Origin of the sequence: Shinella kummerowiae, assembly GCF_009827055.1 — a bacterium.
Lineage (GTDB): Bacteria > Pseudomonadota > Alphaproteobacteria > Rhizobiales > Rhizobiaceae > Shinella > Shinella kummerowiae.
In genome coordinates this window covers 1-25,532 of record NZ_WUMK01000019.1, presented here as the reverse complement: position 1 = coordinate 25,532, position 25,532 = coordinate 1, and the positions used below count along the sequence as shown (strand labels likewise).

Sequence of the window (25,532 nt, the reverse complement as noted above, 5' to 3'; positions counted from 1 at the left end):
GCCTGTCGCGAGGGAGAGGCTCATTCTTATACGCACCCGCAACGCATGCGAACCCGCAAGGAGAATGAGATGAAGGCGCTTGTCTACGAAGGACCGGGACGGAAATCCCTCATGGAACGGCCGATGCCCAAGATCGCCGCGGCAACCGACGCCATCGTCAAGGTGACGCGCACCACGATCTGCGGCACCGACCTGCATATCCTCAAGGGCGACGTGCCGACCTGCACGCCGGGCCGAATCCTCGGCCACGAGGGCGTGGGCATCGTCGAGGAGACCGGCGCCGGGGTGACCCAGTTCGCCAAGGGCGACCACGTCTTGATTTCCTGCATCTCCTCCTGCGGAAAGTGCGAGTATTGCCGGCGCAGCATGTATTCGCATTGCACGACCGGCGGCTGGATTCTCGGCAACACGATCGACGGGACGCAGGCGGAATATGTCCGCATCCCGCACGCTGACACCAGCCTATATCCGATCCCGCAAGGGGCCGACGAGGAGGCGCTGGTCATGCTGAGCGATATCCTTCCCACCGGCTTCGAGTGCGGCGTGCTGAACGGCAAGGTGCAGCCGGGCGGCACTGTCGCTATCGTCGGCGCCGGGCCGATCGGGCTGGCGGCGCTGTTGACGACGCAGTTCTACTCCCCAGCCGAGATCATCATGATCGACCTAGCCGAGAACCGGCTGGCTGTGGCCAAGCGTTTCGGCGCGACGCAGGCGATCAAGTCGAGCGGAAAGGACGCCGCCCACCAAGTGCTGGCGCTGACGGGCGGCAAGGGCGTCGATACAGCAATCGAGGCGGTCGGCATTCCCTCAACCTTCGAACTCTGCCAGGAAATCGTCGCACCCGGCGGGGTCATCGCCAATATCGGGGTGCATGGGGTCAAGGCCGACCTACATCTGGAAAAGCTGTGGTCGCAGAATATCGCCATCACGACGCGACTGGTGGATACAGCCTCGACCCCAATGCTCCTGAAGATCGTGCGGGCGGGAAAGATCGATCCGAAGAAGCTGATCACACACCGTTTCGGCCTCGACCAGATCGCCGATGCCTACGAGACCTTCTCCCACGCGGCCGACACGAAAGCGCTCAAGGTGATTATCGAGACCGACGCCGTGCGGGCGATCCCCGCCGGGGCGATGGACGACGACCTGAGCACCGCCCTCGTGACCCATACAGGGCTCATGCTCCATGTGCGCACGGTCAAGCCGGAGGACGAGCCTCTCCTGGCGGACTTCTTCCGGCATGTGACGCCGGAAGACCTGCGCTTCCGGTTCCTTGGCGGCGTCCGGGAGGTGAGCCATGAACGCCTGCTTGCCATGACGCAGGTCGATCACGTCACGGCCGAACACTTCCTCGCCTTCGCTGGCGGCAGCGACGCGATTGTCGCGGCGGCGATGGTGGCCTTCGACCCATCGATGACGAAAGCCGAGGTGGCGATTTCCGTGCGCGCCGACGACAGGCACAAGGGTGTCGGCTGGGAGATGCTGCGCCACGCAGCCCACTATGCGCAAAGTCGTGGCGTCAGCACTCTGGAATCGCTGGAGAGCCGGGAAAACCACGAGGTCATCGAACTCGAGCGGGAACAGGGTTTCGTCGCCGTCCCCTACCCCGACGATCCGACGCTTATCCTCATCCGCAAGGATCTTCGCTCCGCCTGAGCCCGCATGTCGGGCTCACAGCGAGAATTCCTGGTCGAGGCGCGGCACGACGCTCGCCCAACCAAGCTCGCGCCCTATCCGCACGCGCAAGGCTTCAGAGGCTTCGGCCTCCCCATGCACGATGAAGACCTTGCGCGGCGGGTGCGGAGAGCCGGAAAGCCAGCGCATCAGCTCATCGGCGTCGGCATGGGCCGAGAGCATGTCGAGATGGGCGACCTCCGCATTGACCGGAATCCAGACACCATGGATTTTCAGCTCCTTCGCACCGTCCTGAAGCGCACGCCCCCGCGTGCCGGCGGCCTGGAAGCCGGCAAGCAGGATCGTATTGCGCGGATCGGGCGCGAAGGCTTTCAGATGATGCAGCACGCGGCCGCCCGTCGCCATGCCGGAGGCGGAAATGACGATCTTCGGAACGCGGCTTGAACTGATCGCCTTCGAGGCCTCGACGTCGTCAGTATAGCGTGCGATGCCGAACACCTTCTTGCAGCTTTCGGCATCGAGACGGTGATCCCGGGGATGCCGGCTCATAAGCCCGGTCGCATCGATGGCCATGGGGCTGTCGAGGAACACCGGGACATCCCCGAGATCCCCCGCCTGTTTCAGCCTCCAGAAATAATAGAGCAGTTCCTGCGCGCGCCCGACAGCAAAGGCCGGGACGACGAGCGTTCCGCCCCGCTTGATCGTGCGCTCCACGACCGCCCGCAGGGCATCTTCGGGGTCGGTCTTGTCGTGAATGCGGTTGCCGTAAGTGGATTCGATCATGACATAGTCCGCCTCGACCGGCCGGGACGGATCCGGCATCAGCGGATCGCCGTAGCGGCCGATATCGCCGGAAAAGACGATCCTCTGCCCACCCCAGGCCATCTCCACCCATGCCGCGCCGAGAATATGGCCCGCGCGGTGGAACCGGAACCACGCTCCGTTGGAAAGCCGCACGGTCTGGTCGAATTCAACGGTCGAGAAGTGCTCCACGGCATTCTGCGCATCATGGACGGTGTAGAGGGGAAGAGCCGGCTGATGGCGCGACAACTTGTGCCGGTTGAGGAATTCCGCGTCCTTTTCCTGCAGATGGCCGCTGTCCATGAGGATCAGCTCGGCGACATCGCGGGTGGCGGGCGTCGCGTAGATCTTGCCACGGTAGCCCTCGCGCACCAGGCGCGGCAGGTATCCGCAATGATCGAGATGCGCATGCGTCAGGATCACCGCGTCGATATCGCGCGGCGAAACCGGCAGAGGTGTCCAGTTGAGGTCTCGTAGGTTCTTCAGCCCCTGGAAAAGGCCGCAATCGATCAGGATGCGGTGTCCCCCGAGGGTGAGCAGATGCTTCGAGCCGGTAACAGTTCCGGCACCGCCGAGCGATTTCAGTGACAGCATGGTTTCCTCCCCTCACGAGCCGCTTTGCCCACGGATCGGCCTATTGCCGCGCATAGGGCCATTTCCAGTCGTGGACCTCGGGCATGTCCTCGCCGTGCTCGCGCACATAGGCATGATGCGCGTCGAGCTTCGCCTTCAGCGCAGCGATAAGGTCCGGTTTCCTCTCGGCAAGGGCCGGCAGGCGTTCGATCGCCTCGATGGCGAGGTGGTAGCGGTCGAGCTTGTTCATCACCGTCATATCGAAGGGCGTGGTCGTTGTGCCCTCCTCGACGAAGCCTCTGACGTGGAAATTCGGATGGTTGGCGCGTTTGTAGACCAGCCGGTGGATGAGATAGGGATAACCGTGATGGGCGAAGACGACCGGCCGGTCACGGGTAAAGATCCGGTCGAAATCCTCGTCCGAAACGCCGTGCGGATGGTGCTGCGGCGATTGCAATGCCATCAGGTCCACGACGTTGACGACGCGGATGCGCAAGTGCGGCAGCGCCCGGCGCAGGAGATCGACGGCGGCGAGCGTCTCCAGAGTGGGCACATCACCCGCGCAGGCCATCACGATGTCGGGGCCAAGCCCCTCCTCCGTGCCCGCCCAGTCCCAGATGCCAAGTCCGGCCTCGCAATGGGAGGTCGCCTCGTCCATCGTCAGCCATTGCGGCGCCGGTTGCTTGCCGGCCACGATGACGTTGATGCGGTTCCAGGTCTTCAGGCAATGGTCGCCGACCCACAGCAGCGTATTGGCATCCGGCGGCAGGTAGACGCGCACGATGTCCGATCCCTTGTTGGCGACGAGATCGATGAAACCGGGATCCTGATGGGAAAAGCCGTTGTGGTCCTGCCGCCAGACGTGGGAGGTGAGCAGATAGTTGAGCGAGGAAACCGGCTTGCGCCAGGGCAGCTCGCGCGCGACCTTCAGCCATTTTGCATGCTGGTTGAACATCGAGTCGACGATGTGGATGAAAGCCTCGTAGCAGGAAAAGAAGCCGTGCCGGCCGGTAAGCAGGTAGCCCTCCAGCCAGCCCTGGCACAGATGCTCGCTGAGCACTTCCATGACACGGCCTTCCGGCGCCAGATGATCGTCCGTCGGCAGCGTCTCGGCCATCCACACCCGGTCCGCCACCTCGAAAACGCTGGAAAGCCGGTTCGAGGCCGTCTCGTCCGGCCCGAAGACGCGGAAGTTGCGCTCCGCCGCGTTCAGCCGGATCACGTCGCGCAGGTAGTCGCCAAGCACCTTCGTCGCCTGCGCCTCGGCCGCGCCGGGCCGCTCCACCGCGACCGCATAGGCAGTGGCGTCCGGCGTGCGCAACTCCTTGCGAAGGACGCCGCCGTTGGCGTGCGGACTGGCGCCCATGCGCCGCGCGCCCATTGGCGCCAGCGCCCGCAGTTCCGGCTTCAGGCGGCCATCCGCATCGAAGAGGTCTTCGGGATCGTAGCTGCGCATCCAGGCCTCGAGGATATCGCGATGGGCGACGTTCGTGCGGCACTCAGAGACGGGCACCTGATGCGAGCGCCAGTGGTTTTCGACCACTTTGCCATCCACTTCTTTCGGTCCCGTCCAGCCCTTCGGGCTGCGCAGCACGATCATCGGCCAGCGCGGGCGGCGAGCGGGCTCGTCCTTCGCCGCGGCGCGGATGGCCGCGATGCGGTCGAAGGCCGTGTCGAGGGCTGCCGCCATGTCGCGGTGCATGGCCTGCGACTCGTGGCCCTCCACGAAGATCGGGTCGTAGCCGTAGCCGGTGAAGAGATGGGCCAGCTCCTCGTCCGGCAGGCGCGCCAGCACGGTCGGATTGGCAATCTTGTAGCCGTTGAGATGGAGGATCGGCAGCACCGTGCCGTCGCTGACGGGGCTCAAGAACTTGTTGGAATGCCAGGCCGCGGCGAGCGGGCCGGTCTCGGCCTCGCCATCCCCCACCACGCAGGCAACGACGAGGTCCGGATTGTCGAAGGCCGCGCCATAGGCATGCACCAGCGCATAGCCGAGTTCGCCGCCCTCATGGATGGAGCCGGGCGTTTCGGGGGCCGCGTGGCTCGGAATGCCGCCCGGGAAGGAGAACTGCCGGAACAGCGCCTTCAGCCCCGCCTCGTCCTCGCCGATCTCGGGATAGACCTGCGAATAGGTGCCTTCCAGATAGGTATTGGCCACCATGCCCGGCCCGCCGTGGCCGGGGCCGCAGATATAGAGGACATCGGCGTCGCGCGCCCGGATGATGCGGTTGAGATGGGCATAGATGAAGTTGAGGCCCGGCGTCGTGCCCCAGTGGCCGAGAAGGCGCGGCTTCACATGCTCCGCCTTCAAAGGTTCGCGGAGCAACGGATTGTCCATCAGGTAGATCTGGCCCACCGAAAGATAGTTGGCCGCCCGCCAGTAGCGGTCGATCAGCGCGAGGTCCCCGGCATCAGGATCGATAGCCATGTCTGCTCTCCCTATCCGCCGGCTCCGAGAGTTCAACGCCCGTGAAAGCCTGTTTGCTCCGAGAAGCGCAACACTACTGCGGCAGCGCCCCGCCGGGGGTAAGCGGTCCGCAGGCTGTGTCGGCAATCGTGTCGACGCCTCGGCGCAGTTCATGGAGGCTTGCCGCGAGGGATTTTTCAGCAAACTCGGTCTGGCAGACCAGCACGTTCAAGGGATCCTCGCACTCTGCAAGGTTCTGGAGATGGGCGCACTGATCCTCAATCAGGCGTGACGTCGCGCCCAACCAATGCCGGTACATCGCCATTCCGATGTTGAAAGGCGTCAAAAGAAGTGGATCGGCTACCCTGGGGGTGAAGCCCGCCGCAGTTCGTTCCGCATCTGTCGCATTGATCTCGGGCATGACGAACTCCCGCGTCCGTTTCGATACAGCTTCATTCTAGGCGGTTCCGCGAACTAAAACTTGATCTGCGTCAACGGAGGTGAAGACCGCCCTATATAGGGTGAATTTCGATCCGCCATGCGATCACAAGGCCGCGATAGGAATGCGGTTGCTTCCGGCGGTGCCCGAGGCGTCCGAAGGAGATATCGATGTTCAGCCCAACGAACGCGGCATCAGCTTTGCCAGACGCGACCTCGCTTCCGCCCGTCCCCCGGATCGAGGAACTCGGAAGCGAGGCGTTCCGGTCGATCGATCGCATGCGGGAGGCCTTTACCGGGCAGTTCAGCACAGGCCTGTCGCCCACCGCTTTCGCGCTCGCCGTGATGGATTGGTCGATCCATCTCGCCTCCGCCCCCGGCAAGCGCCTGGAACTCCTCGACAAGGCGAGCCGCAAGATCATCCGCCTGCTCTGCCATCTCGCGGCCGTGGCGGTCGATCCGGATGCGCCGCCCTGCATCGCCCCCCTTGCGGGCGACTACCGCTTCTCCGACCCACGCTGGAAGACACCGCCGTTCAGCATTTGGGCACAAACCTTCCTGCTCCAGCAGCAATGGTGGCACAATGTCACCAACGAAGTACCCGGCGTCGCACCGCATCACCAGGATGTCGTTTCCTTCGCCGCCCGTCAGGTCCTCGACATCTTCTCGCCTTCCAACATGCCCTTCGCCAATCCGCAAGTGCTGGACAGAACGATGCGGTCCGGCGGTATGAACATCCTCAATGGCTTTCGCAACTGGATGGAGGACATGGGTCGGCTCGCCGGCGGACAACCGCCGGTCGGCGCGGAGGATTTCGTCGTCGGCCGGGACGTCGCGGCGACGCCGGGCAAGGTGGTCTACCGCAACCACCTGATCGAGCTGATCCAGTATGCGCCGGCGACGGAGCGCGTGGCGGCCGAACCGGTGCTGCTCGTGCCGGCCTGGATCATGAAATATTACATCCTCGATCTCTCGCCGCACAATTCGCTCGTGCGCTATCTCGTGGAGAAGGGCCACACCGTTTTCTGCATCTCCTGGCGTAACCCGACGGCGGCCGACCGCGACCTGACGATGGACGATTATCGTCGGCTCGGCGTGAGGGCGGCGCTCGATGCCGTCAATGCCGTCGTTCCCGGCCGAAAGGTCCATGCCGCCGGCTATTGCCTGGGCGGCACACTGCTGTCCATCGCGGCCGCCGACATGGCGCATCGCGGCGACGACCGGCTGGCGAGCCTGACATTGCTCGCCGCGCAGACGGACTTCACGGAGCCCGGCGAACTCGCGCTCTTCATCGACCACAGCCAGGTCCATGTGCTCGAAAGCATGATGTGGAACCGCGGCTATCTTTCGGCTGACCAGATGGCGGGCGCCTTCCAGCTCCTGCGCTCGAACGACCTCGTCTGGTCGCGCATCGTCCATGAGCATATGATGGGCGAACGCGAACCGATGATCGACCTGATGGCCTGGAACGCCGACTCGACCCGCATGCCCTACCGGATGCATTCCGAATACCTGAAGCGGCTCTATCTCGAGAACGAGCTTGCCGCCGGTCGCTTCCTCGTCGATGGCCGCCCCGCCACCATCCAGAACATCCGCGTGCCGATGTTCGTGGTCGGCACCGAGCGCGACCACGTCGCGCCCTGGCGATCGGTCTACAAAATCCACTATCTCAGCAATACCGACCTCACCTTCGTCCTGACCAGCGGCGGCCATAATGCCGGCATCGTCAGCGAGCCCGGCCGCCCGCGCCGGCGCTACCGCATCGCCCTGCGCGCCGCCGACGGACTGTGCCTTGGCGCGGACGAATGGACAGAGACGGCAGAGGCGCGGCCGGGATCATGGTGGGAGGCATGGACGGACTGGCTTTCCGCCCATTCGGCATCCGAACGGATCGACCCGCCGGCAATGGGCATGCGCCGCGCGGGCCACAGACCGCTCTCCGACGCCCCTGGTCGCTACGTTTTGCAAAGGTGAAGAGCCGATGGATGACTTTCTCCGAAACAGGACCTTCGACGAGATTCAGACCGGCGATACCGCCTCGATCGTCCGGCTCGTCGGCCACGACGACATAGACCTGTTCGCCGCCGTCTCCGGCGACGAGAACCCGGCTCATCTCGACGCCGCCTTCGCGAAGACCGGCCTTTTCGGCCATGTCGTCGCCCATGGCATGTGGACGGCCGCCCTGGTTTCCGCCGTGCTCGGCACGCGGCTGCCGGGGCCGGGCACGATCTATCTCGGCCAGAAACTGCATTTCCTCAAGCCCGTCGCCCCCGGCGACACGATCACCGCCACCGTCACGGTGAAGGAGAAGCAGTCGCAAAAGCGCATCGTCCTGCTCGACACCGTCTGCACCAACAGAGCGGGCGACGTGGTGTTGAAGGGAATGGCAACGGTGATCGCGCCGGACACGCCTATCGAATGGCCCCGCACGCGACTCCCCGACATTTCACTCAGACGGCACGACCGATACGAGGCCCTCGTGAAGCGGGCGCGCGACCTTCCGGCAATCCGCGCCGCCGTCGTGCATCCCTGTTCAGCCGCCGCCATCACCGGCGCGCTGGAAGCGCGCGAGGCCGGCCTGCTGGAACCGATCCTCGTGGGGCCTGAGGCCAAGATCCGCGCCGCCGCCGAGGCCGCGCAGGTCTCGCTCGACGGTATCGAGATCGTTCCCGTCGCGCACAGCCACGCCGCGGCGGACCGTGCCGTCGAGCTTGCCGTCTCCGGCAGCGTTTCGGTGCTGGTCAAGGGCAGCCTTCATACGGACGAGCTTCTCGGCGCCGTCGTCGCGACCGCGTCCGGCCTTCGCACAGAGCGGCGCATCAGCCATGTCTATGCCATGGATATCCCGGCCTACGACAAGCCGCTCATCGTCACCGACGCGGCGATCAACATCCAGCCGACGCTGGAGCACAAGCGGGACATCTGCCAGAACGCGGTCGATCTCCTGCGCCGGCTCGGCATGGAAAAGCCGAAAGTCGCGGTGCTCGCCGCCGTGGAGACCGTGAACCCCAAGATGCCGGCAACGCTCGATGCCGCGGCGCTGACCGTGATGGCCGCACGCGGGCAGATTACCGGAGCCAGCGTCGACGGGCCGCTCGCCTTCGACAATGCCATCAGCGTGGACGCAGCCCGCACCAAGGGCATCGTCTCCCCCGTCGCGGGCGAGGCCGACATCCTGCTCGTGCCGGATCTCGAAGCCGGCAACATGCTGGCCAAGCAGCTCATCTACTTCGCCGGCGCGACGGCGGCCGGCCTCGTGCTCGGCGCGCGGGTGCCCATCGTGCTGACAAGCCGCGCCGATCCGCTCTCGGCCCGCATCGCCTCGGCGGCGCTCGCCAAGATGGTCGCCGCGCCCCATCCGATGGAGGGATTGCCCGGATGAAGACCCTGCTGACCTTCAACGCCGGCTCCTCCACCGTGAAGATCGGCCTGTTTGCGCTTCGCCCGGGCGCGCCCGTCCGGATCGCCCGGGGCATGATCGATTTCCACCACGATCCGCTGACCTTGCGGGTAAGCGAGGGGGAGCAGCGGATCGAGGCCGCGCTGGATGCCCGGCCGAACGCGGACCTGAGAGGTGTCCTGTCGGAGACCGTCGCCGTGCTCGGCCGCCATTTCGATCTTGGCGAGGTCGCGGCGGTCGGGCATCGCGTCGTGCATGGCGGCGACCGTTTCGCCGGGCCTGTTCGTCTCGACGGGGACAGCATCGCGGCCATCGACGCGCTGACGGTGCTCGCACCGCTCCACCAGCCGCAGAGCCTGCGCCTCATCCGCGCAATCGGAAACGTGCTGCCGGACCTGCCGCAGGTCGCCTCCTTCGACACCGCTTTCCACCGCACGAACGACGCGCTGGTGCGCCGCTTCGCCATCCCACGCGCCCTCCATGACCGGGGCATCAAGCGGTATGGCTTCCACGGCCTCTCCTACAAATATATCGCCACCAAACTCGCCCGCCTTGCGCCGGAAACGGCCAGCGGCAGGGTCGTCGTCGCCCATCTCGGCAGCGGCGCGAGCCTGTGCGGTCTCGACAAGGGTATCAGCCGCGACACCAGCATGGGCTTTTCGACCCTCGACGGCATTCCCATGGCGACGCGCTGCGGCGCGCTCGACCCGGGCGTGGTGCTGCATCTCCTCGGGCAGGAGGGACTGGCGCTGCGCGAGATGGAAGACCTCCTCTACCACGAATCCGGGCTTCTCGGGGTTTCCGGCATCAGCGCCGACAGCCGCGATCTTCTGGAAAGCGATGCACCGGAAGCAAAGGAGGCGATCGATCTCTTCACCCTGCGCATTACCGGCGAGGTCGCGCGACTGGCCACCACGCTCGGCGGTCTCGACGCCATCGTCTTCACAGCCGGCGTCGGTGAGAACCAGCCGGCGGTGCGGGCCGGTGTCTGCGAACGGCTGGGCTGGTTCGGCCTCGACCTCGACCCCGTCGCCAATGCTGCGAACGCGGTGCTCATCAGCACAGCAGAAAGCCGCACGGCCGCCTTCGTCATCCCCACCGACGAGGAACAGGTGATCGCCGAGGAAACCGTCTCGCTGCTGGAGGGCGCAGGGAAATGACCGCAACAACCGCCCAGGAACGCCCCCAGGACGTACCCGTCAGCGGCAAAGCTGATAGCCCCTTCGGCTGGCACGCTCGAACGAAAGAAGACACCTGCACAGCGCTGGGCAGCGGTCCCGATGGCCTCCGCCATGACGAGGTCGCCCGCCGCCTCTTCGTCCACGGCCCCAACGAACTGCCGGCCGCGGCCCATCTCCACCCGTTCCGGCGTTTCCTCGCCCAGTTCAACAATGCGCTCATCTATTTCCTTTTGTCGGCCGCCCTCGCAGCGACGGTGCTTGGCCATGCCGTCGACGGGGCCGTTATCGCCGTGGTAGTGCTCGTCAATGCCGTCGTCGGTGTCCTTCAGGAGGGCAAGGCCGAACGGGCGCTCGACGCGATCCGCGACATGATCGCACCGCATGCCGTCGTGGTGCGCGACGGCGAGCGGCATACGGTCGACGCCCGCGAGATCGTCCCGGGCGACGTCGTCGTGCTGGAGGCGGGCGACAAGGTGCCGGCCGACATGCGGCTTTTAAGGGCGCGCGGGCTCACCGCGGACGAGGCGATCCTGACCGGAGAATCGGTGCCAGTCGAAAAGCGGGATGAGGCCGTTGCCGCCGACACGGCGCTAGGCGAGCGCCTGCCCATCCTCCATTCAGGCACCCTCGTCGCCACCGGGCAAGGGCACGGCGTCGTGGTGGCGACAGGCAGCCGCACCGAGATCGGCCGCATCTCCAGCCTCGTCGGCAACGTGCGGACCCTGACCACGCCCCTGCTCCGCCAGATCAACGAATTCGGCCGGCTCTTCACCTGGTGCGCCATCGGCATGGCCGCGCTGGTCTTCTTCTTCGCCGTGTTGGCGCGGGGCTACGACTGGATCGATGCGCTGATGGTGGTCGTAGCACTCGCGGTCGGCGTCGTGCCGGAAGGGTTGCCGGCGGTCATCACCATCACGCTGGCGATCGGCGTGCGCCGGATGGCGGCGCGCAATGCCGTGGTGCGCCATCTGCCGGCCGTCGAGACGCTGGGCGCGACCTCGGTGATCTGCTCCGACAAGACGGGCACGCTGACAAAGAACGAGATGACCGTGCGCCACGTGGTCACGACAGGAGGCGCGACGGCGCTTGCGGGCTCGGGATATGCACCGGAGGGCGCGTTCGCGGCGACGGACGGCCGTGCCGCATCGTCGGACCCTGCTCGCGACACGCTCGTGCGCGCCGCGCTGCTTTGCAACGACGCCCGGCTCGTCGAGCGCGACGGGCACTGGGCCGTGCTCGGCGACCCCATGGAGGGAGCGCTCGTCACCCTTGCCGCCAAGGCCGGGCTGCACCAGGAGACCGAGCGTACGACTTGGGGCCGGCTGGACGAGATCCCCTTCGACGCCCGCCACCGTTTCATGGCCACGCTGCATGTCGATCCGAACGGCACGCGCCACATCTTCGTCAAGGGCGCGCCCGAGCGGGTGCTGGAAATGTGCACGGACCAGGCGTGTGGCGGCGGGACGAGCGCCATCGACCGTGCCTATTGGCGCGAGCGCATCGATGCCGCGGCCGCCGAGGGCGAGCGCGTACTGGGCTTTGCGACGATCGCCGCCGGGCCAGACATCGGGCGGCTAACCTTCGGCATGGTCGAGACGGGCCTGACCTTTCTCGGCGTGGCGGGTTTCATCGATCCTCCGCGCGAGGAGGCGGTCGCAGCGGTGGCCGAATGCCGTTCCGCCGGCATCGCGGTCAAGATGATCACCGGCGACCACAACGGCACGGCGGCCGCCATCGCCCGCAAGCTCGCCATCGCCGACGATCCGAAGGCGCTCGACGGCAGCGCGCTCGACGCCATGCCGGACGAAGAGCTGCGCCGGATTGTCGAGGAGGCCAGCGTCTTCGCCCGCGCCACGCCCGAGCACAAGCTGCGCATCGTACGCGCGCTTCAGGCCAACGGCCATATCGTCGCCATGACGGGCGACGGGGTCAACGATGCGCCGGCCGTCAAGCAGGCCGATGTCGGCATCGCCATGGGCCGCAAGGGAACGGAGGCGGCCAAGGAGGCCGCCCAGATGGTGCTGCTCGACGACAATTTCGCCTCCATCGTCGCGGCCATCCGCGAAGGACGCACCGTCTACGACAATATTCGCAAGGTGATCACATGGGAGCTGCCGACCAACGGCGCCGAGACGCTGTGCGTCATTTTCGCCGTCGTGATCGGCGCAACGCTGCCGATGTCGCCGATCCAGATCCTCTGGATCAACATGATCCTCACCGTCACGCTTGGCCTGGTGCTTGCCTTCGAACCCTCCGAGCCGGGCGTTATGCGCCGCCCGCCGCGCCGGCGCGACGCCCCGATCCTGTCGCGCTTCCTCGTCTGGCGCATTGCCTTCGTCTCCCTCGTCTTCATGCTCGGCGTGTTCGGCATCTTCGAATACGCGCTTCGCAGGGGCTATGGCGAGGACGGCGCGCGCACCATGGTGATCAACATGCTGGTGGTGATGGAGATTTTCTATCTGTTCAACGTGCGCTACCTGCACCGCACATCCTTCAGCCTGGCCGGCGTTATGGGTACTCCTGCCGTGCTCGCCGCCATCGCGGTCGTCGTGGCCGCACAGCTCCTCTTCACCTTCGCGCCGTTCATGCACGCGCTTTTCGGCACAGCTCCCATCGCCTTGCCCGACGGACTGCTCATCCTCGCCGTCGGCGTAATCACGATGGCGGTGCTGGAATGCGAGAAGGCAGTAGCCCGAAAGGTATGGTCTGGAAGCGGGAATGGTGATGGGAGGAGCGGGTTGGCTGAAGCCTAGAGCATTTCCGCTCGATTGAGTGATGCGTCAACTCCTTTGCCTTGCGTCAATGTGCCGGGAATCAAAGTGGAAGAAAGTGGCATCAATTCGCGCACGGATCGAAGGAGGAACTCCCGATGATGATCCGCGAAATGACCCATAACGAATGCGCAGCGACGATTGCGGCTCAGCGGCTGGCGCGACTGGCTTGCGCCGAAAACGACAGTCCTTACGTCGTCCCGATTTGCTATGCTTGTTCGGCAAGCCGGCTTTTTGCATTCTCGATGCCCGGCAAGAAGCTTGACATCCTGCACGCCAATCCTCGCGCATGTCTGCTCGTCGACGCTTTGGAAACGCGGCATAAATGGAAGAGCGTCATCGTTGACGCCCTGTTCCATGAGCTTCCCGATACTGAAGAACTGCACGAGGAGCGCCTGAAAGCCTGGGCTCTCCTCGCAAAGGATTTCGACTGGTGGGAGCCAGGCGCACTCAAGCCTCAGCCGCAACCCGTCGTGCACGTCGCCCCACGTCTTCTTCGAACTTAAAATCCTCGCGATGAGCGGGCGGGAGGCGATGAGCGAAACAAGCGAAATGTCGCACTGAGAACTCCAGCGGGGTTTTCAGCCTCACATCATCGAAGAGCCCTGAGAGCATTGAGGATTACGGCCACGTCGATCACCTCCTGGAGGATCGCACCTTCGACAGGCTGCAGATATCCGCATGCCGCCGCAACCATCGCCCCGACCGAAAGCGTCAGTCCCACCGACACACTCTGCAACGCGATCCGGCGGCTTCGGCGCGCAATAGCAATTGCTTTGGCCAGCGGCGCAAGCTCGTCGACAAGGAGCACGACACCGGCAGCCTCCGACGATGAGGCCGTACCGCGCGCGCCCATGGCGACACCGATATCGGCCGCCGCGAGCGCAGGCGCATCGTTGACGCCATCGCCGACCATCATGACCGGGCCATTGCCGGTCTCCTTCCTGACAGCATCGACCTTGGCTTCCGGCGTTAGATCGCCGAAGACGCTATCCATGCCAAGCGCCTTGCCCACGGACTGGGCGATCTCCGTACGATCGCCGGACGCCAGCACGAGCTTTCGAACACCGGCGGCGCGGAGATCATCGAGAACCGACAGCGCATCCATGCGGACCTGATCCTTCAGAACGATCATCCCCGCGAGCACTCCATCAATGGCGACAGCCACGGTCATCGAGGCGCGCATTTCGGGTGCGATCAATTCATGCGGATCGTCGCAGCCGGACGTGCGCTGCACGAAACCGCTCCCGCCGACAACAATCCGCCTTCCGTCGACATAGCCTTCGATGCCAGTGCCGGGCACTTCCCGTACAGCCTCTGGCCTCGAAAGAGACAGGCCTCTTTCGGCTGCCGCACGGACCAGCGCAGCGGCGACGACATGGCCGGAAGCCTGATCGAGGCTTGCGGAAGCCTTCAGCACGGCTTCCGCCGTAAAAGACGGTGTCGTCCTGATATCGACCACCGCTGCCTGGCCATGAGTGAGCGTGCCGGTTTTGTCGAGAACCGCCGTCTGCACGCGCGCCAGCATTTCAAGCATGCCGCCGTTCTTCACGAGAACGCCGATACCCGCGGCCTTCGACATGCCGGAAATGATGGCGACGGGGACGGCAAGGATCAGGGGACAGGGCGTCGCGACAACAAGGACAGCGAGCGCGCGGATCGGATCCTGTGAAAAGTACCAGGCGGCGCCCGCAATGATAAGGGTCAGGACCAGGAAGCCCATCGCGAAACGGTCGGCCATGCGGACCATGGGCGCCCTGCTTGCCTGCGCGGCCTCGACCAGCCGGACGATCCCGGCATAGGTGCTTTCGGCAGCCGTCCGGTTGGCGACCAGATCGAAGGCCGCGCCCACGCAGGTCGAGCCGCTGAGCACCTCGGTTCCAGGTGGAGCGGGCTGCGGCAAAGGCTCTCCCGTCAAGGCGGCCATGTCCAGTGCGGCGCCGTCGCCGGAAACGATCCCGTCCACCGGCAGCACCTCGCCCTGTCGGATCAGCAGCCGGTCGCCTGGCTGTATCTGAGAGATCGCGACCTCCTCGAGCCCGGAAGGGCCGTATCGCATCGCAAAATGCGAGACACGCCCCATCAGGGCCGTCATCTCCCGACGCGCGCGCCCTTCCGCAAACGATTCCAGCAACTGGCCGCCCGCATACATCAAGCCGACGACGTTCCCGGCAAGCGGCTCGCCGAATACGATTGCCGCAGACATGGAAAGCGCCGCAACGATATCGAGCCCGACATCGCCCCGGCGCAATGCACTGAAAACCTGGAGGAGCAGACTGGTAAGGACAGCCAGCGTCGCTGCGCTCCATACAAGATGCGCGTAGCGAGCGGCCTGCCACGACAAGACCAACCCGATCACCAACCCACCAGCGGCGATGGCGACCAGGATCACGCTCGAATGTCGTTGCCAGAGGCCTTTGTCGGTTTGTGGCACGTTCACTGCTCCTGTCCGCAGAATGCAAAGAGAGTAAGCCCAACCACGGGTGCAGTCGCCTTGCGCAAGATCAAGTCCAGCAACGGCGATTTCTCTACAATGCAATAAGCGACCACCGCGACTTGGCCGGCTGGTTCATTCTCGGTGGCTCTGCAAATGGATACGCTCATAGCCAGATTGGGTCTTGCGCTATCGATCGGTCTTCTGGTCGGGCTCGAACGTGGCTGGCAGGAGCGGGAGGCTCCCGAGGGCAGCAGAACCGCCGGCATGCGCACGTTCGGGATATCGGGACTGCTTGGCGGCGTGCTGGCGGCTCTCGCTCAGACCCTTAACTCTCCGACGATGTTTCCAATCGGATTCCTGGGCTTCGCCGTGACGCTGGGCGTGTTCAAGCTGCGCGAGGCGCGTTCGGATTCCGATTATAGTGTCACCACCGTCATGGCGGGCCTGGGCGTTCTGGCGCTCGGCGGCCTCGCGGTCACCGGCGATGCGCAAGCAGCGGCAGCGGGAGGCGCCGCTCTTGCGGCCACGCTTGCAAGTCGCAACGTCCTGCATGGCTTCCTGAAGCGGCTGACCTGGATGGAACTGCGCTCTGCGTTGATGCTTGCCGTCATGACGGCGGTGGTCCTGCCGATCCTGCCGGACGAGGCCATCGACCCATGGGGAGGGCTTAATCCTTGGAAGGTGTGGTTCTTCACCGTTCTGACGGCAAGTCTCTCGTTCCTCGGCTACATTGCCGTCAGGATCTTCGGAGCGAGCAAGGGCTTCGTGCTGAGCGCGATTGCCGGCTCCCTCGTCTCGTCCACCGCCGTCACCATGGTTCTGGCGCGAACCGCGAAACGCTCCGCCGACCCGCTTCCGCTTGCCGGCGCTGCGGCCCTCGGCGCAGCGGTGTCCATCCTGCGCGTGACGGGCCTGATCCTGCTGATCGATCCGGCAGCGATTGTTGCCATCGGCCCGGCCGCAGCCACGGCAGCGATCGTCTTCGCCGGGTCTGCGCTCGCAATTTTATATTGGCGGCGGGACAAGCCCTTCGCGGACGTACCGGCCAGCAATCCCTTCGAGATCGGTCCGCTCCTGATCTTCGCGACGATTTTCGCGGCAGCCGCCATTGCAAGCGCTGTTCTCGCCTCGCGCTTCGGTAGCTCCGGTCTTTTAGTCACAAGCGCATTGGCAGGCACGGTCGATGTCGATGTTGCCGTGCTGGCTGCTCTGCAAGTGGGCCGGAACGCCATGCCGATCGACGTGATTGGAGAGGCAATCCTTATCGCCATGGCAACGAATGCCCTATGCCGTGCAGGCATCGCAACCGTCCTCGGACCATCGACCTTCAGCAAAACGTTTGCCACCCTCACAATCACCGCCGGCGCGGCAGCGTTTGCCGTTCACACCATCATCGCCGGTATGTGACAAGCGTGCTCGACGGCGTGGCCGCCGGGTGTAGGAAAGGATGATCAGCCAATCGTCATCCGCCGAAGCACATTCGTCCTCCAATAGAACTGATGCGCCAGCGCGCCGAGGACATGAAGGCCGACAACAGCCCACAGCACGGCCTTGAGAACATCGGCATGGAAGTCGCCGGCGCCCTCGAATCCGAGGTAGTAGGCAGCGGCGCCGGTAACCGGCATTGCCATCAGAAGAAGGTAAAGGGTCCATTCGGAAACCTTCGCAACCAACTTGAACATCTGTGGTTCCTCGGTTGGCGCAGCCGGCACGCCCTGGATCTGCCGGAGCACAAGGCGAAGCGCCACGAGAATGAGGATCGCAATGCCGGCATAGGCATGGATGTTGGCACTTGCCACCTGTTCGGCGCTCGCCGCACCGGTTTGTTTGATGCTCCGGTTCCACGCATTCATGCCGTCCGGCAATAGAAGGTTGAAGAAGACGAGCCCCGCTGTGAGCCAGTGCAAGACGCGCTGCGGAAGGGAAAACGAGAGTGATGCGGTCGTAGCCATGGACGTGGTTCGCCTTCTTTCGTGTGATGGCATCCAGGAGGATGCGGTTACTTCGTTACCGTCAGCATGGCGTGCATTCCCGCCTCGTAGTGACCCTTGATGTTGCAGAGCAGGAGATAGGAACCCGGGGCGAGTTTCGCCTTCAGCTGCCCGTCCGCGCCGGGCTTCAGGTCCGAGACTTCGCCGAGACTTTTCAATTGCTTCTCATCCACCCGATGTTTGGAGGCAATCACATCGATCTTCTGATCGGCCGACTTCAGCTTGACCAGGACCATTTCGTGCTCCTCGGTCACTGCGTCGTTGTGCACCACGAACGTCGTTTCTCCAGCCCTTATCGTGGAGTGGTCGAGCGTAAGCGTCATTGGACCGCCGCCTTCGCCACCCTCTATGACCTTGAGAGTGTTCGCCGCCCACGCGGACGAGGTGATTGTGACGACGGCGAGCGCGGTGAGGATATTGCGACTGATGTTCATGTCAGCTTCCTTTTGGCTGGAACTCCATCGGGGAATAGGGCGTCATGCTGACAGATGGCTGAACGAGAAACGCCAGGGAGATCAGGATGAGCGTCCCGTTGCGATATGAGCATTGGGACGCTCAGTCTCTTACCGCACCATGAAGACTGGTACGTTGCATGTCTCCAGGATTGAAGCCGTGACACCCCCGAAAACGCGCTCGCGCAGACGTGAATGGCCATAGGCCCCCATGACGATCATGTCGCAGCCGAGTTCGAGCGCATGTTGGCGGATCACGTCCTCAGTCGGCCTTTGCCCGCTCGCGATCTGCTCAACCACGACCTTTGCACCGTGACGCGACAGGAAGGCCGCCATGTCAGCGCCCGGCTCTCCGCCATTCTCGAAGTAAGACGAATCCGGATCGACGACGACGAGGCGGACAGTATCGGCGCCTTTCAGCATCTCGATAGCCGCCTTTGCGGCGCTGGCCGCTTGGGGACGCGAATTCCACGCCAGAAGGACGTTTTTCGGCTTCAAGGTGGCACGACCTGTTTTCGGCACCAAGAGCAGAGGCGTACCGGCATTGAACGCTGTCGCCGCGATCGCAGCCTTGCGAAGCTCGGTGTCTGAGCGGACACCTTCACCGGCGACGACCACGTCTGCATACATTGCCCGCGCGCCAATGTTGCTCTCGATAATGAAGCGATCGTCGTAGATATGGTCGACATCGAACGATACGCCACCTTTCCTGCAGCGCTCGTCGGCGATGCGTCGAACATCCACCACCTCGTCGATTTCCCGTTGGCGCTCATTCAGCCAGGCGGCCGCGGCCGGGTAGTCGGCCCCGAACGGCGATATCGCGGTTCTCAGCGCCATGACGGAAAGATGCGCGTCGATTTCTGCCGTCAGCGCTACGGCCTTGTCGATATCTATATCGGTACTTGTCGTGCCGATGAGCGAGAGTATGGTCTTGAACGACATTTCTGAGCTCCTTCATGAAAGTGGTCATGCGTTGAAGGGAAGCTTGCTCCCGGCACCTGCATGCCGCGATGATCTGCGTCAAAAGAGGATCCTGAACTGGCCCCGTTTGACTGGTGTCAACGCGCATTGCCCACCGGACATTAGTCTCATGGTATTGCAACCGTCCGCGGAGGTGAGAGCCGTGAGCTATCGTACCATTCTCCTGAACCTGGACATCGATCGGCCAGTCAAGCCGATCACAAATGCTGCGGTCGACCTGGCATCGCAAGTAGGTGCGCGGGTGATTGGTCTGTGTGCCGCCCAGCCCCTACATTCTCCGTTCGCCATGCAAGCGACTAGCTCCGCGGCAACGATCGCCATACAGCAAATGTACAGGGAGCTTGAAGACCGCATGGAGCAGGTCCATCAAGAGTTTCGTGCCGCGGCGGCCGGTAGGGTCGAACTCGAATGGCGTGCGGAGATGAGCGCGCCCACCGAGGCAATTGTTGAAGCTGCCCGCGCTGCCGACCTGATTTTCATGACTGCAGCTGAAGGTGCGCATTCAGGGGATTCATATAGAACTGCTGACCCAGCCGGTGTCACATTGCGCGCTGGCCGTCCTGTGCTCGTAGCGGGCAGCGCCGCAGAACCGATAGCGTCAGGCAAGATTGTGGTCTGCTGGAAGGACACACGCGAGGCGCGGCGTGCCGTTGCTGATGCCATTCCTTTGCTGTCCTTGGCCAAGGACGTGACCGTCGTTTCGGTCAGCTCCGAACCTGACACTTTGCTGCGAAAGAGCAATGCGGACGTTGTCTCGTACCTCACCCACCACAACGTGAGAGCCAGATCCCATATCTCCAAAAGCGCGGATGAGACGATTGGCCTGTTGCAGTTTGTCGATCAGAGCGGTGCGGATCTCATAGTGTCGGGCGCATATGGACATAGTCGCCTGAGAGAGTTGGTATTTGGCGGGATCACCCGCTTTCTTCTCGATGAAAGCGGCCGGAATCGATTCATGTCGAGCTAGAAGGCATGGACCGAACCAGCCTGTTGCCGTACCGATCTCGGCCGCATGAAGAAGACTGCCTCGCTCCACGCCTCAACCTGCCGCCATGCGACCCGGTCGGGGACAGATAGTGTGGTCGCCTTCGACAATCCGACAAGCTATTCGGAAATAACAATGCGGGCGAAATGAGCCGCATCTCCGCGCACATCCGGGGCTGACGCGCCGTCTCGCCGTTCCGCGAGCCCGGCGGCTGAGGGCGCCTCACTGCCGCAGAACAGCTCAAACAGCAATCCCATAACCGCCTCGGCGCGGCCATCGGCAATGGAATAGTAGATCTGACGCGATTCCCGGCGTGTTTTGACAAGGCCGGCCTGCCGAAGCTCCGCCAATTGCTGGGACAGCGCCGGCTGCTTGATGCCGAGCGCCCCTTGAATGTCACTGACCGAGCTTTCCTCGCGTGCGATCTGACATAGCAGCATGAGACGATTGGCGTTGCTGAACTGGCGCATGAAATCTGCCGCTTCCGGCGCCTTGGCGATCATCGTTTCCAGCGAAACGCTCGCTCCCCCACTCATGCCCGCCTCTCCCGATAATACCAGGCCTCTCCCTCACGCAGAGCGCCATCGTCCTCGTTGGCAAGGGGTACCTGCTCAAGAAGAGCCGCGCCCGGTCGCCACCCTTCGGGCGTCGAGGCGTCCTCGCGCTCTGCAGCTTGAAGGGCCGCAACGAGGCGCAGAAGCTCATCGACCGAGCGCCCGACATTCATCGGATACCAGACGACCGCGCGCACGATGCCATCCGGGTCGATGACATAGGTCGCCCTGACGGTCGCGCTGCTTTGAGCGGTCCCGTCAATCATGCCGTAGGCCTGCGCGATCACCATCGCGCTGTCCTCCACGAGCGGGAAGGTGACCTTCACGCCGAAGCGCGTCTCAATGTCTCGTAGCCAGGCGATGTGGGAATAGAGGCTATCCACGGAAAGCCCGAGCAGAGCGCAGTCAAGCTTCTCGAATTCCGGCGTCGCGCGCGCGAGTGCAATGAATTCGCTGGTGCAGACCGGCGTAAAATCCGCCGGGTGCGAGAAGAACACCAGCCAGCGCCCGCGAAAGGCCGACAGAGTGATGGGGCCTGCCGTAGACCGCGCGGCGAATCCGGGTGCAGCCTCGTCGATACGTGGCGGGCGGGCTGAGTGTGTGTTCGTTTCCGTCATGATCGCATTCCTGGGTGCAGGCCGGGCGTCCGTGATAACGGCTGCCGGTTTCGATTTCCACAAAATACATACTTGCATAATTACTGTAAATATATATCTATTAATCATCCTCCACGGAGTACCCGAGCCATGCCAAGCACCGTTTCAGATCTCCCCCTCGATCACGCCCGCGCCATCGTCGCAGCGAGCCTCACGAATCCGGCAAAACGCCCTGTCGTAAAATCGTTCTTCGATGAGCAGACCTACACGATCAGCCATGTCGTGCGCGACCCGCAGTCCAATGCCTGCGCCATCATCGACAGTGTGCTCGACTACGATCCGGCCTCGGGCCGCACCACGAGCGCTTCCGCCCAGGCGCTCATCGATTACATAAAATTCGAAAGTCTCGAAGTGCACTGGCTGCTCGAGACCCACGCCCATGCAGATCATCTTTCCGCCGCGCCGCTGCTGCAGGCCGAACTCGGCGGCCAACTTGCCATCGGGCGTGAAATCGTCCGCGTGCAACAGGTCTTCGGAAAGATCTTCAACGCAGGCACCGAATTCCAGCGGGACGGCAGCCAGTTCGACCAGCTCTTCAACGACGGCGACCGATTTTCGATCGGCAGTCTGGAGGCAACCGTGCTGCACGTCCCTGGCCACACCCCCGCCTGTCTGGCCTATGTCATCGGCGATGCGGTCTTCCCCGGCGACACGCTGTTTATGCCGGACTACGGTACAGCGCGCTGCGATTTCCCCGGCGGCGACGCACGCCAGCTCTACCGTTCGATCCGGCGCCTGATGAAGCTTCCAGATGAAGCACGCATGTTCCTGTGCCACGACTACAAGGCGCCCGGCCGCGATCACTACGCCTGGGAGACCACAGTCGGCGCAGAACGGACCGGCAATGTCCATGTCCGCGAGGGCGTGAGCGAGGACGACTTCTACACGATGCGTACCGAGCGCGACGCGACGCTCGCCATGCCGAAGCTGATCCTGCCGTCCGTGCAGGTCAATATGCGCGGCGGCCAGCTTCCGCCCACCGAAGACAACGGCGTGCAGTATCTCAAGATCCCTCTCAACGTCCTGTGACCCCATGACCGACCTCAACATCCTCTGGCCGCTTTCCGGGGGCCTGCTGATCGGCCTTTCGGCCGGCCTCTATCTGCTGACGACCGGCCGCATCGCCGGGGTTTCGGGCCTTGCGGCATCGGCCGCCGGCCTCACGGGAACCGGCATCAGCACACTGGGCCTTGGCTTCCTCGGCGGCATTCCGGCTGGTGCGGCACTTGCCTCGGCCTTCCTCCGGCAAGCCGAGATCACCCTCACCGCGTCGGCACCGCTGCTCGTTGTCGCCGGTCTTCTCGTCGGCGTCGGTACGCGCCTCGGCTCCGGCTGTACGAGCGGCCACGGCGTCTGCGGTCTCGCACGCCTGTCAAAGCGCTCGCTGGTCGCCACATCGGTCTTCATGATCGTCGCCGCCCTCACGGTTTTCGCCGTCCGCCACGTCTTTGAAGGCATTGTCTGATGTTCGCCAGAACCCTTGCTGCGATCCTGAGCGGCCTCCTCTTCGGCGCGGGGCTCGTCGTGTCGGACATGATCAAGCCGGCCCGCGTCCTCGCCTTCCTTGATATTACCGGCGAGTGGGACCCCTCGCTCGCATTTGTCATGGGCGGTGCGCTGATCCCTTCCTCCTTCGCCTACCTGATCCGGAAGCGGCGACTTACGCCAGCCTTCGACGATCGGTTCTACGTTCCAGAACATGGCCGCGTGGATCGGGCGCTGATCGGCGGCGCGGTGCTGTTCGGACTTGGCTGGGGACTGGTCGGCCTTTGCCCCGGCCCCGCAATTGCGGCCCTGACGACGGGCCGCTGGGAGGTTGCGCTCTTCGTCGCAGCCATGTTTGCCGGCATGGTCCTCTATCGCTTGACGGTCGGCCGACCCGCAGCGGTGATCCGATAATCCGCAAAAAGTGTCATCGCCTTGCACGCTTTTCGACCACACCGAACCAAGGCCGCCTGAACGCGCGGCGAAAGGTGCGCCATGCTTCTGGAACCCATTCAATACGGCCTCGGCGCGCTGTCTGGCGGACTTGTCGGCTTTACTCTCGGCCTGTTCGGCGGGGGCGGCTCCATTCTCGCTGTGCCCCTTATGGTCTATATGGTCGGCGTTCCCAACCCGCATCTCGCCATTGGCACCAGCGCCTTTGCTGTCGCCGTGAACGCGTTTGCCAACCTTCTCGGCCATGCCCGCTTCGGCAATGTCAAATGGCGCTGCGCGGGTCTGTACAGCCTCGCTGGAATCATGGGCGCGTTTGTCGGCTCCTCCATCGGCAAGATGATCGATGGGCAGCACCTGCTGATCCTGTTCGCCTTACTGATGCTCGTCGTCGGTGCGTTGATGTTCATAAGGCGCGGCGAAGAGGGTGACCCGAATGCGCAATGCTCCCGTGAGAACGCCCCGAAGGTGATCGCCTTCGGCGGACTGACAGGTGCCTTTTCCGGCTTCTTCGGTATCGGCGGCGGCTTCCTCATCGTGCCTAGCCTTATCGCCGCGACCGGCATGCCCATCCTCTCCGCCGTCGGCTCCTCTCTCCTCGCTGTCACCGCCTTCGGCCTGACGACATCCCTTAACTATGCCTATTCCGGCCTGGTTGACTGGGGACTCGCCTTTGTCTTTATCGGTGGCGGCGTTGTCGGCGGCCTGCTGGGCGCCTTCGCCGCGCGAAAACTCGCCGCCAGAAAAGGCGCGCTCAACACCGTCTTCGCCCTGCTCATCCTCGTCGTGGCAGGATACATGCTCTTAAAAGCCTAAGAGCAGTTGACCATCTGACCTGCGTCACTTTCCGCACGTGCGACCAAAGGAGCTTGAAAGGCAATGGCAGGGGTCTAAATCCGTCGATGACACGCAGTTGAATTGAGGTCCGCGGCACATGACGCAAGGCACTCCCCATTTTTTTCCGACACGTTGACGGAGAGCCACCCCCGCGTCGTTACAGCGAAGAGCTCGACAAGAACCGACGAGAGGTCCCGGGGAACTCTGATCCCTCAATGCTATTCCACTCAATAGGATTTTTGCTTCCTCACGAATTGTGTTGTCGGCTGCCTAGCTGCAACTATGTTACCGGCCTAAAGCGTCGGCAGCACTTAGACCACGTTGTCATCCGTATCCGTTCATCGCATTCAAGCATCGAATAAGAAACGCAGAATCCACGCTTCCGTTGACAATCTCAACATATCCGATAATCTGGATATATGGATAATAGCACGGCAATCGCGGCGCTCGGCGCCTTGGCTCAGACCACACGACTTGAGACATTCCGGCTTCTGGTCCGGCATGAGCCCGATGGCATCCCGGCCGGCGAACTCGCCCGCCTCATCGATGTGCCGCAAAACACCATGTCGGCGCATCTCGCAACGCTTTCGCGGGCAGGCTTGGTGACGAGCGAGCGGCAGAGCCGGTCGATCATCTACCGGGCAGACCTCAGCGGCCTGAGGGAATTGACCCTTTTCCTCCTGAAGGACTGCTGCGGCGGATCGACGGAGCTTTGCGCTCCGCTCATCGCCGAGTTGACGCCCTGCTGCGCCCCGGAGACGAAGCTATCATGAGCGCGATCAGGTTGGAGCGGATTGAGGGCAAAGACGCTGACCTCAAGGCAGCCTTGACGGAAGCGCATTTGCCAACTGATGACATCGAGGATCACGGTCGCACCTTCTTCAGGGCGCAGTCATCGGATGGCCGGGCTGTCGGTTACCTCGGTGTCGAGCGCTGCGGCGACGATTTTCTCCTCCGTTCGGTTGTCGTGCTTCCCGATCATCAGGGGCAAGGACTGGGCAGCGTTTTGGTCGAGCGGGTGGTGGCGGGTCTCGACCATGCCGGCGACGTCTTCCTTGCCACGACGAGTGCAGCACCGTTCTTCACGCGCATCGGATTTTCTGAAGTCCAGCGGGACAGCGTTCCCGCAGCCGTGCTGGCGACCCGCCAGCTTTCCTCCATCTGCCCATCATCGGCGACGATCATGAAGCTTAACAAGCCGCCGACCTAACCACGGACCACGACCATGACCGATAAGACCTACAACGTGCTGTTCCTCTGCACGGGCAATTCCGCTCGTTCTATTCTCGCCGAATCCATCCTCAACAAGGAGGGCGGCGGACGGTTCAAAGCCTTCTCCGCCGGCAGCCAGCCGAAGGGCGAAGTCAATCCGCATGCGCTGAAGGAGCTGGAAGCGCTCGGCTATCCCTCGACGGGCTTTTCCTCGAAGAGCTGGGATGCCTTTGCCGGGCCTGATGCCCCTCACATGGATTTCATCTTCACCGTCTGCGACAGCGCC

At 63.7% G+C, this 25,532-nt stretch carries 24 protein-coding genes and 1 pseudogene; 16 read left to right on the top strand and 9 right to left on the bottom strand.

The annotated features are described in order from the left end of the window. Positions 1-69 precede the first annotated feature (69 nt). Positions 70-1,101: pseudogene (locus GR138_RS29290) on the top strand (zinc-dependent alcohol dehydrogenase family protein); the annotation flags it as partial. A 33-nt stretch (positions 1,102-1,134) separates the two neighbouring features. Further along, positions 1,135-1,656: a GNAT family N-acetyltransferase gene (locus GR138_RS30930; RefSeq protein ID WP_202402914.1), complete on the top strand. Its 522-nt coding sequence runs from the start codon at positions 1,135-1,137 to the stop codon at positions 1,654-1,656. 15 nt (positions 1,657-1,671) lie between these two features. Here GR138_RS30930 and GR138_RS29285 read toward each other — a convergent pair whose 3' ends face one another. The 3 genes from GR138_RS29285 to GR138_RS29275 all read right to left on the bottom strand — a co-directional run bounded on the left by GR138_RS29285 (position 1,672) and on the right by GR138_RS29275 (position 5,837). Further along, positions 1,672-3,030: an MBL fold metallo-hydrolase RNA specificity domain-containing protein gene (locus GR138_RS29285; RefSeq protein ID WP_160862801.1), complete on the bottom strand. Its 1,359-nt coding sequence runs from the start codon at positions 3,028-3,030 to the stop codon at positions 1,672-1,674. A gap of 40 nt (positions 3,031-3,070) precedes the next feature. Beyond that, complete coding sequence (locus tag GR138_RS29280; RefSeq protein ID WP_160862800.1) at positions 3,071-5,437, bottom strand: phosphoketolase family protein; 2,367 nt, start codon at positions 5,435-5,437, stop codon at positions 3,071-3,073. Positions 5,438-5,510: 73 nt separating this feature from the next. After that, entirely contained in the window at positions 5,511-5,837 is a 327-nt protein-coding gene (locus GR138_RS29275; RefSeq protein ID WP_160862799.1) for a phasin family protein, read from the bottom strand. Between the two features lie 188 nt (positions 5,838-6,025). On the opposite strand from GR138_RS29275, the gene GR138_RS29270 reads away from it, so the two are divergent. The 5 genes from GR138_RS29270 to GR138_RS29250 all read left to right on the top strand — a co-directional run bounded on the left by GR138_RS29270 (position 6,026) and on the right by GR138_RS29250 (position 13,712). Continuing rightward, positions 6,026-7,828 carry a PHA/PHB synthase family protein gene (locus tag GR138_RS29270; protein WP_160862798.1) on the top strand — a complete coding sequence of 601 codons (1,803 nt, stop codon included), beginning with the start codon at positions 6,026-6,028 and terminating at the stop codon, positions 7,826-7,828. Positions 7,829-7,835: 7 nt separating this feature from the next. Next, positions 7,836-9,236 (top strand): bifunctional enoyl-CoA hydratase/phosphate acetyltransferase, encoded by a 1,401-nt coding sequence (locus tag GR138_RS29265; protein ID WP_160862797.1) that lies wholly within the window; start codon positions 7,836-7,838, stop codon positions 9,234-9,236. Then, positions 9,233-10,414 carry an acetate/propionate family kinase gene (locus GR138_RS29260; protein ID WP_160862796.1) on the top strand — a complete coding sequence of 394 codons (1,182 nt, stop codon included), beginning with the start codon at positions 9,233-9,235 and terminating at the stop codon, positions 10,412-10,414. The genes GR138_RS29265 and GR138_RS29260 overlap by 4 nt, the downstream gene beginning before the upstream one ends. Further along, positions 10,411-13,188, top strand: coding sequence for an HAD-IC family P-type ATPase (locus GR138_RS29255; RefSeq protein WP_160862795.1), 2,778 nt, complete (start codon positions 10,411-10,413; stop codon positions 13,186-13,188). The genes GR138_RS29260 and GR138_RS29255 overlap by 4 nt, the downstream gene beginning before the upstream one ends. A gap of 116 nt (positions 13,189-13,304) precedes the next feature. After that, on the top strand, positions 13,305-13,712 hold the full coding sequence (locus GR138_RS29250) for a pyridoxamine 5'-phosphate oxidase family protein (RefSeq protein ID WP_246200830.1): 408 nt from the start codon (positions 13,305-13,307) through the stop codon (positions 13,710-13,712). An 86-nt stretch (positions 13,713-13,798) separates the two neighbouring features. Here the strand turns inward: GR138_RS29250 and GR138_RS29245 are convergent, their stop codons facing one another. Beyond that, positions 13,799-15,640, bottom strand: coding sequence for a heavy metal translocating P-type ATPase (locus GR138_RS29245; protein ID WP_261005925.1), 1,842 nt, complete (start codon positions 15,638-15,640; stop codon positions 13,799-13,801). A gap of 156 nt (positions 15,641-15,796) precedes the next feature. Here GR138_RS29245 and GR138_RS29240 point away from each other — a divergent pair, with 156 nt between their 5' ends. Continuing rightward, positions 15,797-17,050, top strand: a complete 1,254-nt coding sequence (locus tag GR138_RS29240; RefSeq protein WP_160862794.1) for an MgtC/SapB family protein — start codon at positions 15,797-15,799, stop codon at positions 17,048-17,050. 44 nt (positions 17,051-17,094) lie between these two features. Here the strand turns inward: GR138_RS29240 and GR138_RS29235 are convergent, their stop codons facing one another. From GR138_RS29235 to GR138_RS29225, 3 genes are all read right to left on the bottom strand, one after another. Continuing rightward, positions 17,095-17,595: a cytochrome b gene (locus tag GR138_RS29235; RefSeq protein WP_160862793.1), complete on the bottom strand. Its 501-nt coding sequence runs from the start codon at positions 17,593-17,595 to the stop codon at positions 17,095-17,097. A 47-nt stretch (positions 17,596-17,642) separates the two neighbouring features. Continuing rightward, positions 17,643-18,068 (bottom strand): sulfocyanin-like copper-binding protein, encoded by a 426-nt coding sequence (locus tag GR138_RS29230; RefSeq protein ID WP_160862792.1) that lies wholly within the window; start codon positions 18,066-18,068, stop codon positions 17,643-17,645. Positions 18,069-18,197: 129 nt separating this feature from the next. Beyond that, complete coding sequence (locus GR138_RS29225) at positions 18,198-19,028, bottom strand: universal stress protein (RefSeq protein WP_160862791.1); 831 nt, start codon at positions 19,026-19,028, stop codon at positions 18,198-18,200. A gap of 181 nt (positions 19,029-19,209) precedes the next feature. On the opposite strand from GR138_RS29225, the gene GR138_RS29220 reads away from it, so the two are divergent. Next, positions 19,210-20,034: a universal stress protein gene (locus GR138_RS29220; RefSeq protein WP_160862790.1), complete on the top strand. Its 825-nt coding sequence runs from the start codon at positions 19,210-19,212 to the stop codon at positions 20,032-20,034. A 137-nt stretch (positions 20,035-20,171) separates the two neighbouring features. Here the strand turns inward: GR138_RS29220 and GR138_RS29215 are convergent, their stop codons facing one another. Together GR138_RS29215 and GR138_RS29210 are read right to left on the bottom strand one after the other, a co-directional pair. Further along, on the bottom strand, positions 20,172-20,555 hold the full coding sequence (locus GR138_RS29215) for an ArsR/SmtB family transcription factor (protein WP_246200828.1): 384 nt from the start codon (positions 20,553-20,555) through the stop codon (positions 20,172-20,174). A 29-nt stretch (positions 20,556-20,584) separates the two neighbouring features. Continuing rightward, on the bottom strand, positions 20,585-21,223 hold the full coding sequence (locus tag GR138_RS29210; RefSeq protein ID WP_160862788.1) for a peroxiredoxin: 639 nt from the start codon (positions 21,221-21,223) through the stop codon (positions 20,585-20,587). Positions 21,224-21,352: 129 nt separating this feature from the next. Here GR138_RS29210 and GR138_RS29205 point away from each other — a divergent pair, with 129 nt between their 5' ends. The 7 genes from GR138_RS29205 to GR138_RS29175 form a co-directional block, all read left to right on the top strand. Continuing rightward, positions 21,353-22,291 (top strand): MBL fold metallo-hydrolase, encoded by a 939-nt coding sequence (locus GR138_RS29205; RefSeq protein ID WP_160862787.1) that lies wholly within the window; start codon positions 21,353-21,355, stop codon positions 22,289-22,291. Between the two features lie 4 nt (positions 22,292-22,295). Next, positions 22,296-22,727, top strand: coding sequence for a YeeE/YedE family protein (locus GR138_RS29200; RefSeq protein ID WP_160862786.1), 432 nt, complete (start codon positions 22,296-22,298; stop codon positions 22,725-22,727). Further along, on the top strand, positions 22,727-23,161 hold the full coding sequence (locus tag GR138_RS29195) for a DUF6691 family protein (RefSeq protein ID WP_160862785.1): 435 nt from the start codon (positions 22,727-22,729) through the stop codon (positions 23,159-23,161). The genes GR138_RS29200 and GR138_RS29195 overlap by 1 nt, the downstream gene beginning before the upstream one ends. Positions 23,162-23,242: 81 nt before the next feature. Continuing rightward, a complete protein-coding gene (locus GR138_RS29190) occupies positions 23,243-24,013 on the top strand; it encodes a sulfite exporter TauE/SafE family protein (protein ID WP_160862784.1) in 771 nt (256 codons plus the stop codon). 440 nt (positions 24,014-24,453) lie between these two features. Next, positions 24,454-24,807 (top strand): ArsR/SmtB family transcription factor, encoded by a 354-nt coding sequence (locus tag GR138_RS29185; protein WP_160862783.1) that lies wholly within the window; start codon positions 24,454-24,456, stop codon positions 24,805-24,807. Next, positions 24,804-25,244: an arsenic resistance N-acetyltransferase ArsN2 gene (arsN2, locus tag GR138_RS29180; protein WP_160862782.1), complete on the top strand. Its 441-nt coding sequence runs from the start codon at positions 24,804-24,806 to the stop codon at positions 25,242-25,244. Before GR138_RS29185 ends, arsN2 begins: the two co-directional genes overlap by 4 nt. Before the next feature lie 15 nt (positions 25,245-25,259). Beyond that, positions 25,260-25,532, top strand: a 273-nt coding sequence (locus tag GR138_RS29175; RefSeq protein WP_160862781.1) for an arsenate reductase ArsC, incomplete at its 3' end; no start/stop codon positions are given.

Excerpts from the sequence above, each read along its gene's own strand:
- GR138_RS29215 (WP_246200828.1), bottom strand. The coding sequence starts at position 20,555 with ATGATCGCCAAGGCGCCGGAAGCGGCAGATTTCATGCGCCAGTTCAGC.
- GR138_RS29195 (WP_160862785.1), top strand. The coding sequence starts at position 22,727 with ATGTTCGCCAGAACCCTTGCTGCGATCCTGAGCGGCCTCCTCTTCGGC.
- GR138_RS29255 (WP_160862795.1), top strand. The coding sequence starts at position 10,411 with ATGACCGCAACAACCGCCCAGGAACGCCCCCAGGACGTACCCGTCAGC.
- GR138_RS29200 (WP_160862786.1), top strand. The coding sequence starts at position 22,296 with ATGACCGACCTCAACATCCTCTGGCCGCTTTCCGGGGGCCTGCTGATC.
- GR138_RS29205 (WP_160862787.1), top strand. The coding sequence starts at position 21,353 with ATGCCAAGCACCGTTTCAGATCTCCCCCTCGATCACGCCCGCGCCATC.
- arsN2 (WP_160862782.1), top strand. The coding sequence starts at position 24,804 with ATGAGCGCGATCAGGTTGGAGCGGATTGAGGGCAAAGACGCTGACCTC.
- GR138_RS29210 (WP_160862788.1), bottom strand. The coding sequence starts at position 21,223 with ATGACGGAAACGAACACACACTCAGCCCGCCCGCCACGTATCGACGAG.
- GR138_RS29250 (WP_246200830.1), top strand. The coding sequence starts at position 13,305 with ATGATGATCCGCGAAATGACCCATAACGAATGCGCAGCGACGATTGCG.
- GR138_RS29225 (WP_160862791.1), bottom strand. The coding sequence starts at position 19,028 with ATGTCGTTCAAGACCATACTCTCGCTCATCGGCACGACAAGTACCGAT.
- GR138_RS29185 (WP_160862783.1), top strand. The coding sequence starts at position 24,454 with ATGGATAATAGCACGGCAATCGCGGCGCTCGGCGCCTTGGCTCAGACC.
- GR138_RS29265 (WP_160862797.1), top strand. The coding sequence starts at position 7,836 with ATGGATGACTTTCTCCGAAACAGGACCTTCGACGAGATTCAGACCGGC.
- GR138_RS29235 (WP_160862793.1), bottom strand. The coding sequence starts at position 17,595 with ATGGCTACGACCGCATCACTCTCGTTTTCCCTTCCGCAGCGCGTCTTG.
- GR138_RS29190 (WP_160862784.1), top strand. The coding sequence starts at position 23,243 with ATGCTTCTGGAACCCATTCAATACGGCCTCGGCGCGCTGTCTGGCGGA.
- GR138_RS29280 (WP_160862800.1), bottom strand. The coding sequence starts at position 5,437 with ATGGCTATCGATCCTGATGCCGGGGACCTCGCGCTGATCGACCGCTAC.
- GR138_RS29240 (WP_160862794.1), top strand. The coding sequence starts at position 15,797 with ATGGATACGCTCATAGCCAGATTGGGTCTTGCGCTATCGATCGGTCTT.
- GR138_RS29285 (WP_160862801.1), bottom strand. The coding sequence starts at position 3,030 with ATGCTGTCACTGAAATCGCTCGGCGGTGCCGGAACTGTTACCGGCTCG.
- GR138_RS30930 (WP_202402914.1), top strand. The coding sequence starts at position 1,135 with ATGGACGACGACCTGAGCACCGCCCTCGTGACCCATACAGGGCTCATG.
- GR138_RS29275 (WP_160862799.1), bottom strand. The coding sequence starts at position 5,837 with ATGCCCGAGATCAATGCGACAGATGCGGAACGAACTGCGGCGGGCTTC.
- GR138_RS29260 (WP_160862796.1), top strand. The coding sequence starts at position 9,233 with ATGAAGACCCTGCTGACCTTCAACGCCGGCTCCTCCACCGTGAAGATC.
- GR138_RS29230 (WP_160862792.1), bottom strand. The coding sequence starts at position 18,068 with ATGAACATCAGTCGCAATATCCTCACCGCGCTCGCCGTCGTCACAATC.
- GR138_RS29270 (WP_160862798.1), top strand. The coding sequence starts at position 6,026 with ATGTTCAGCCCAACGAACGCGGCATCAGCTTTGCCAGACGCGACCTCG.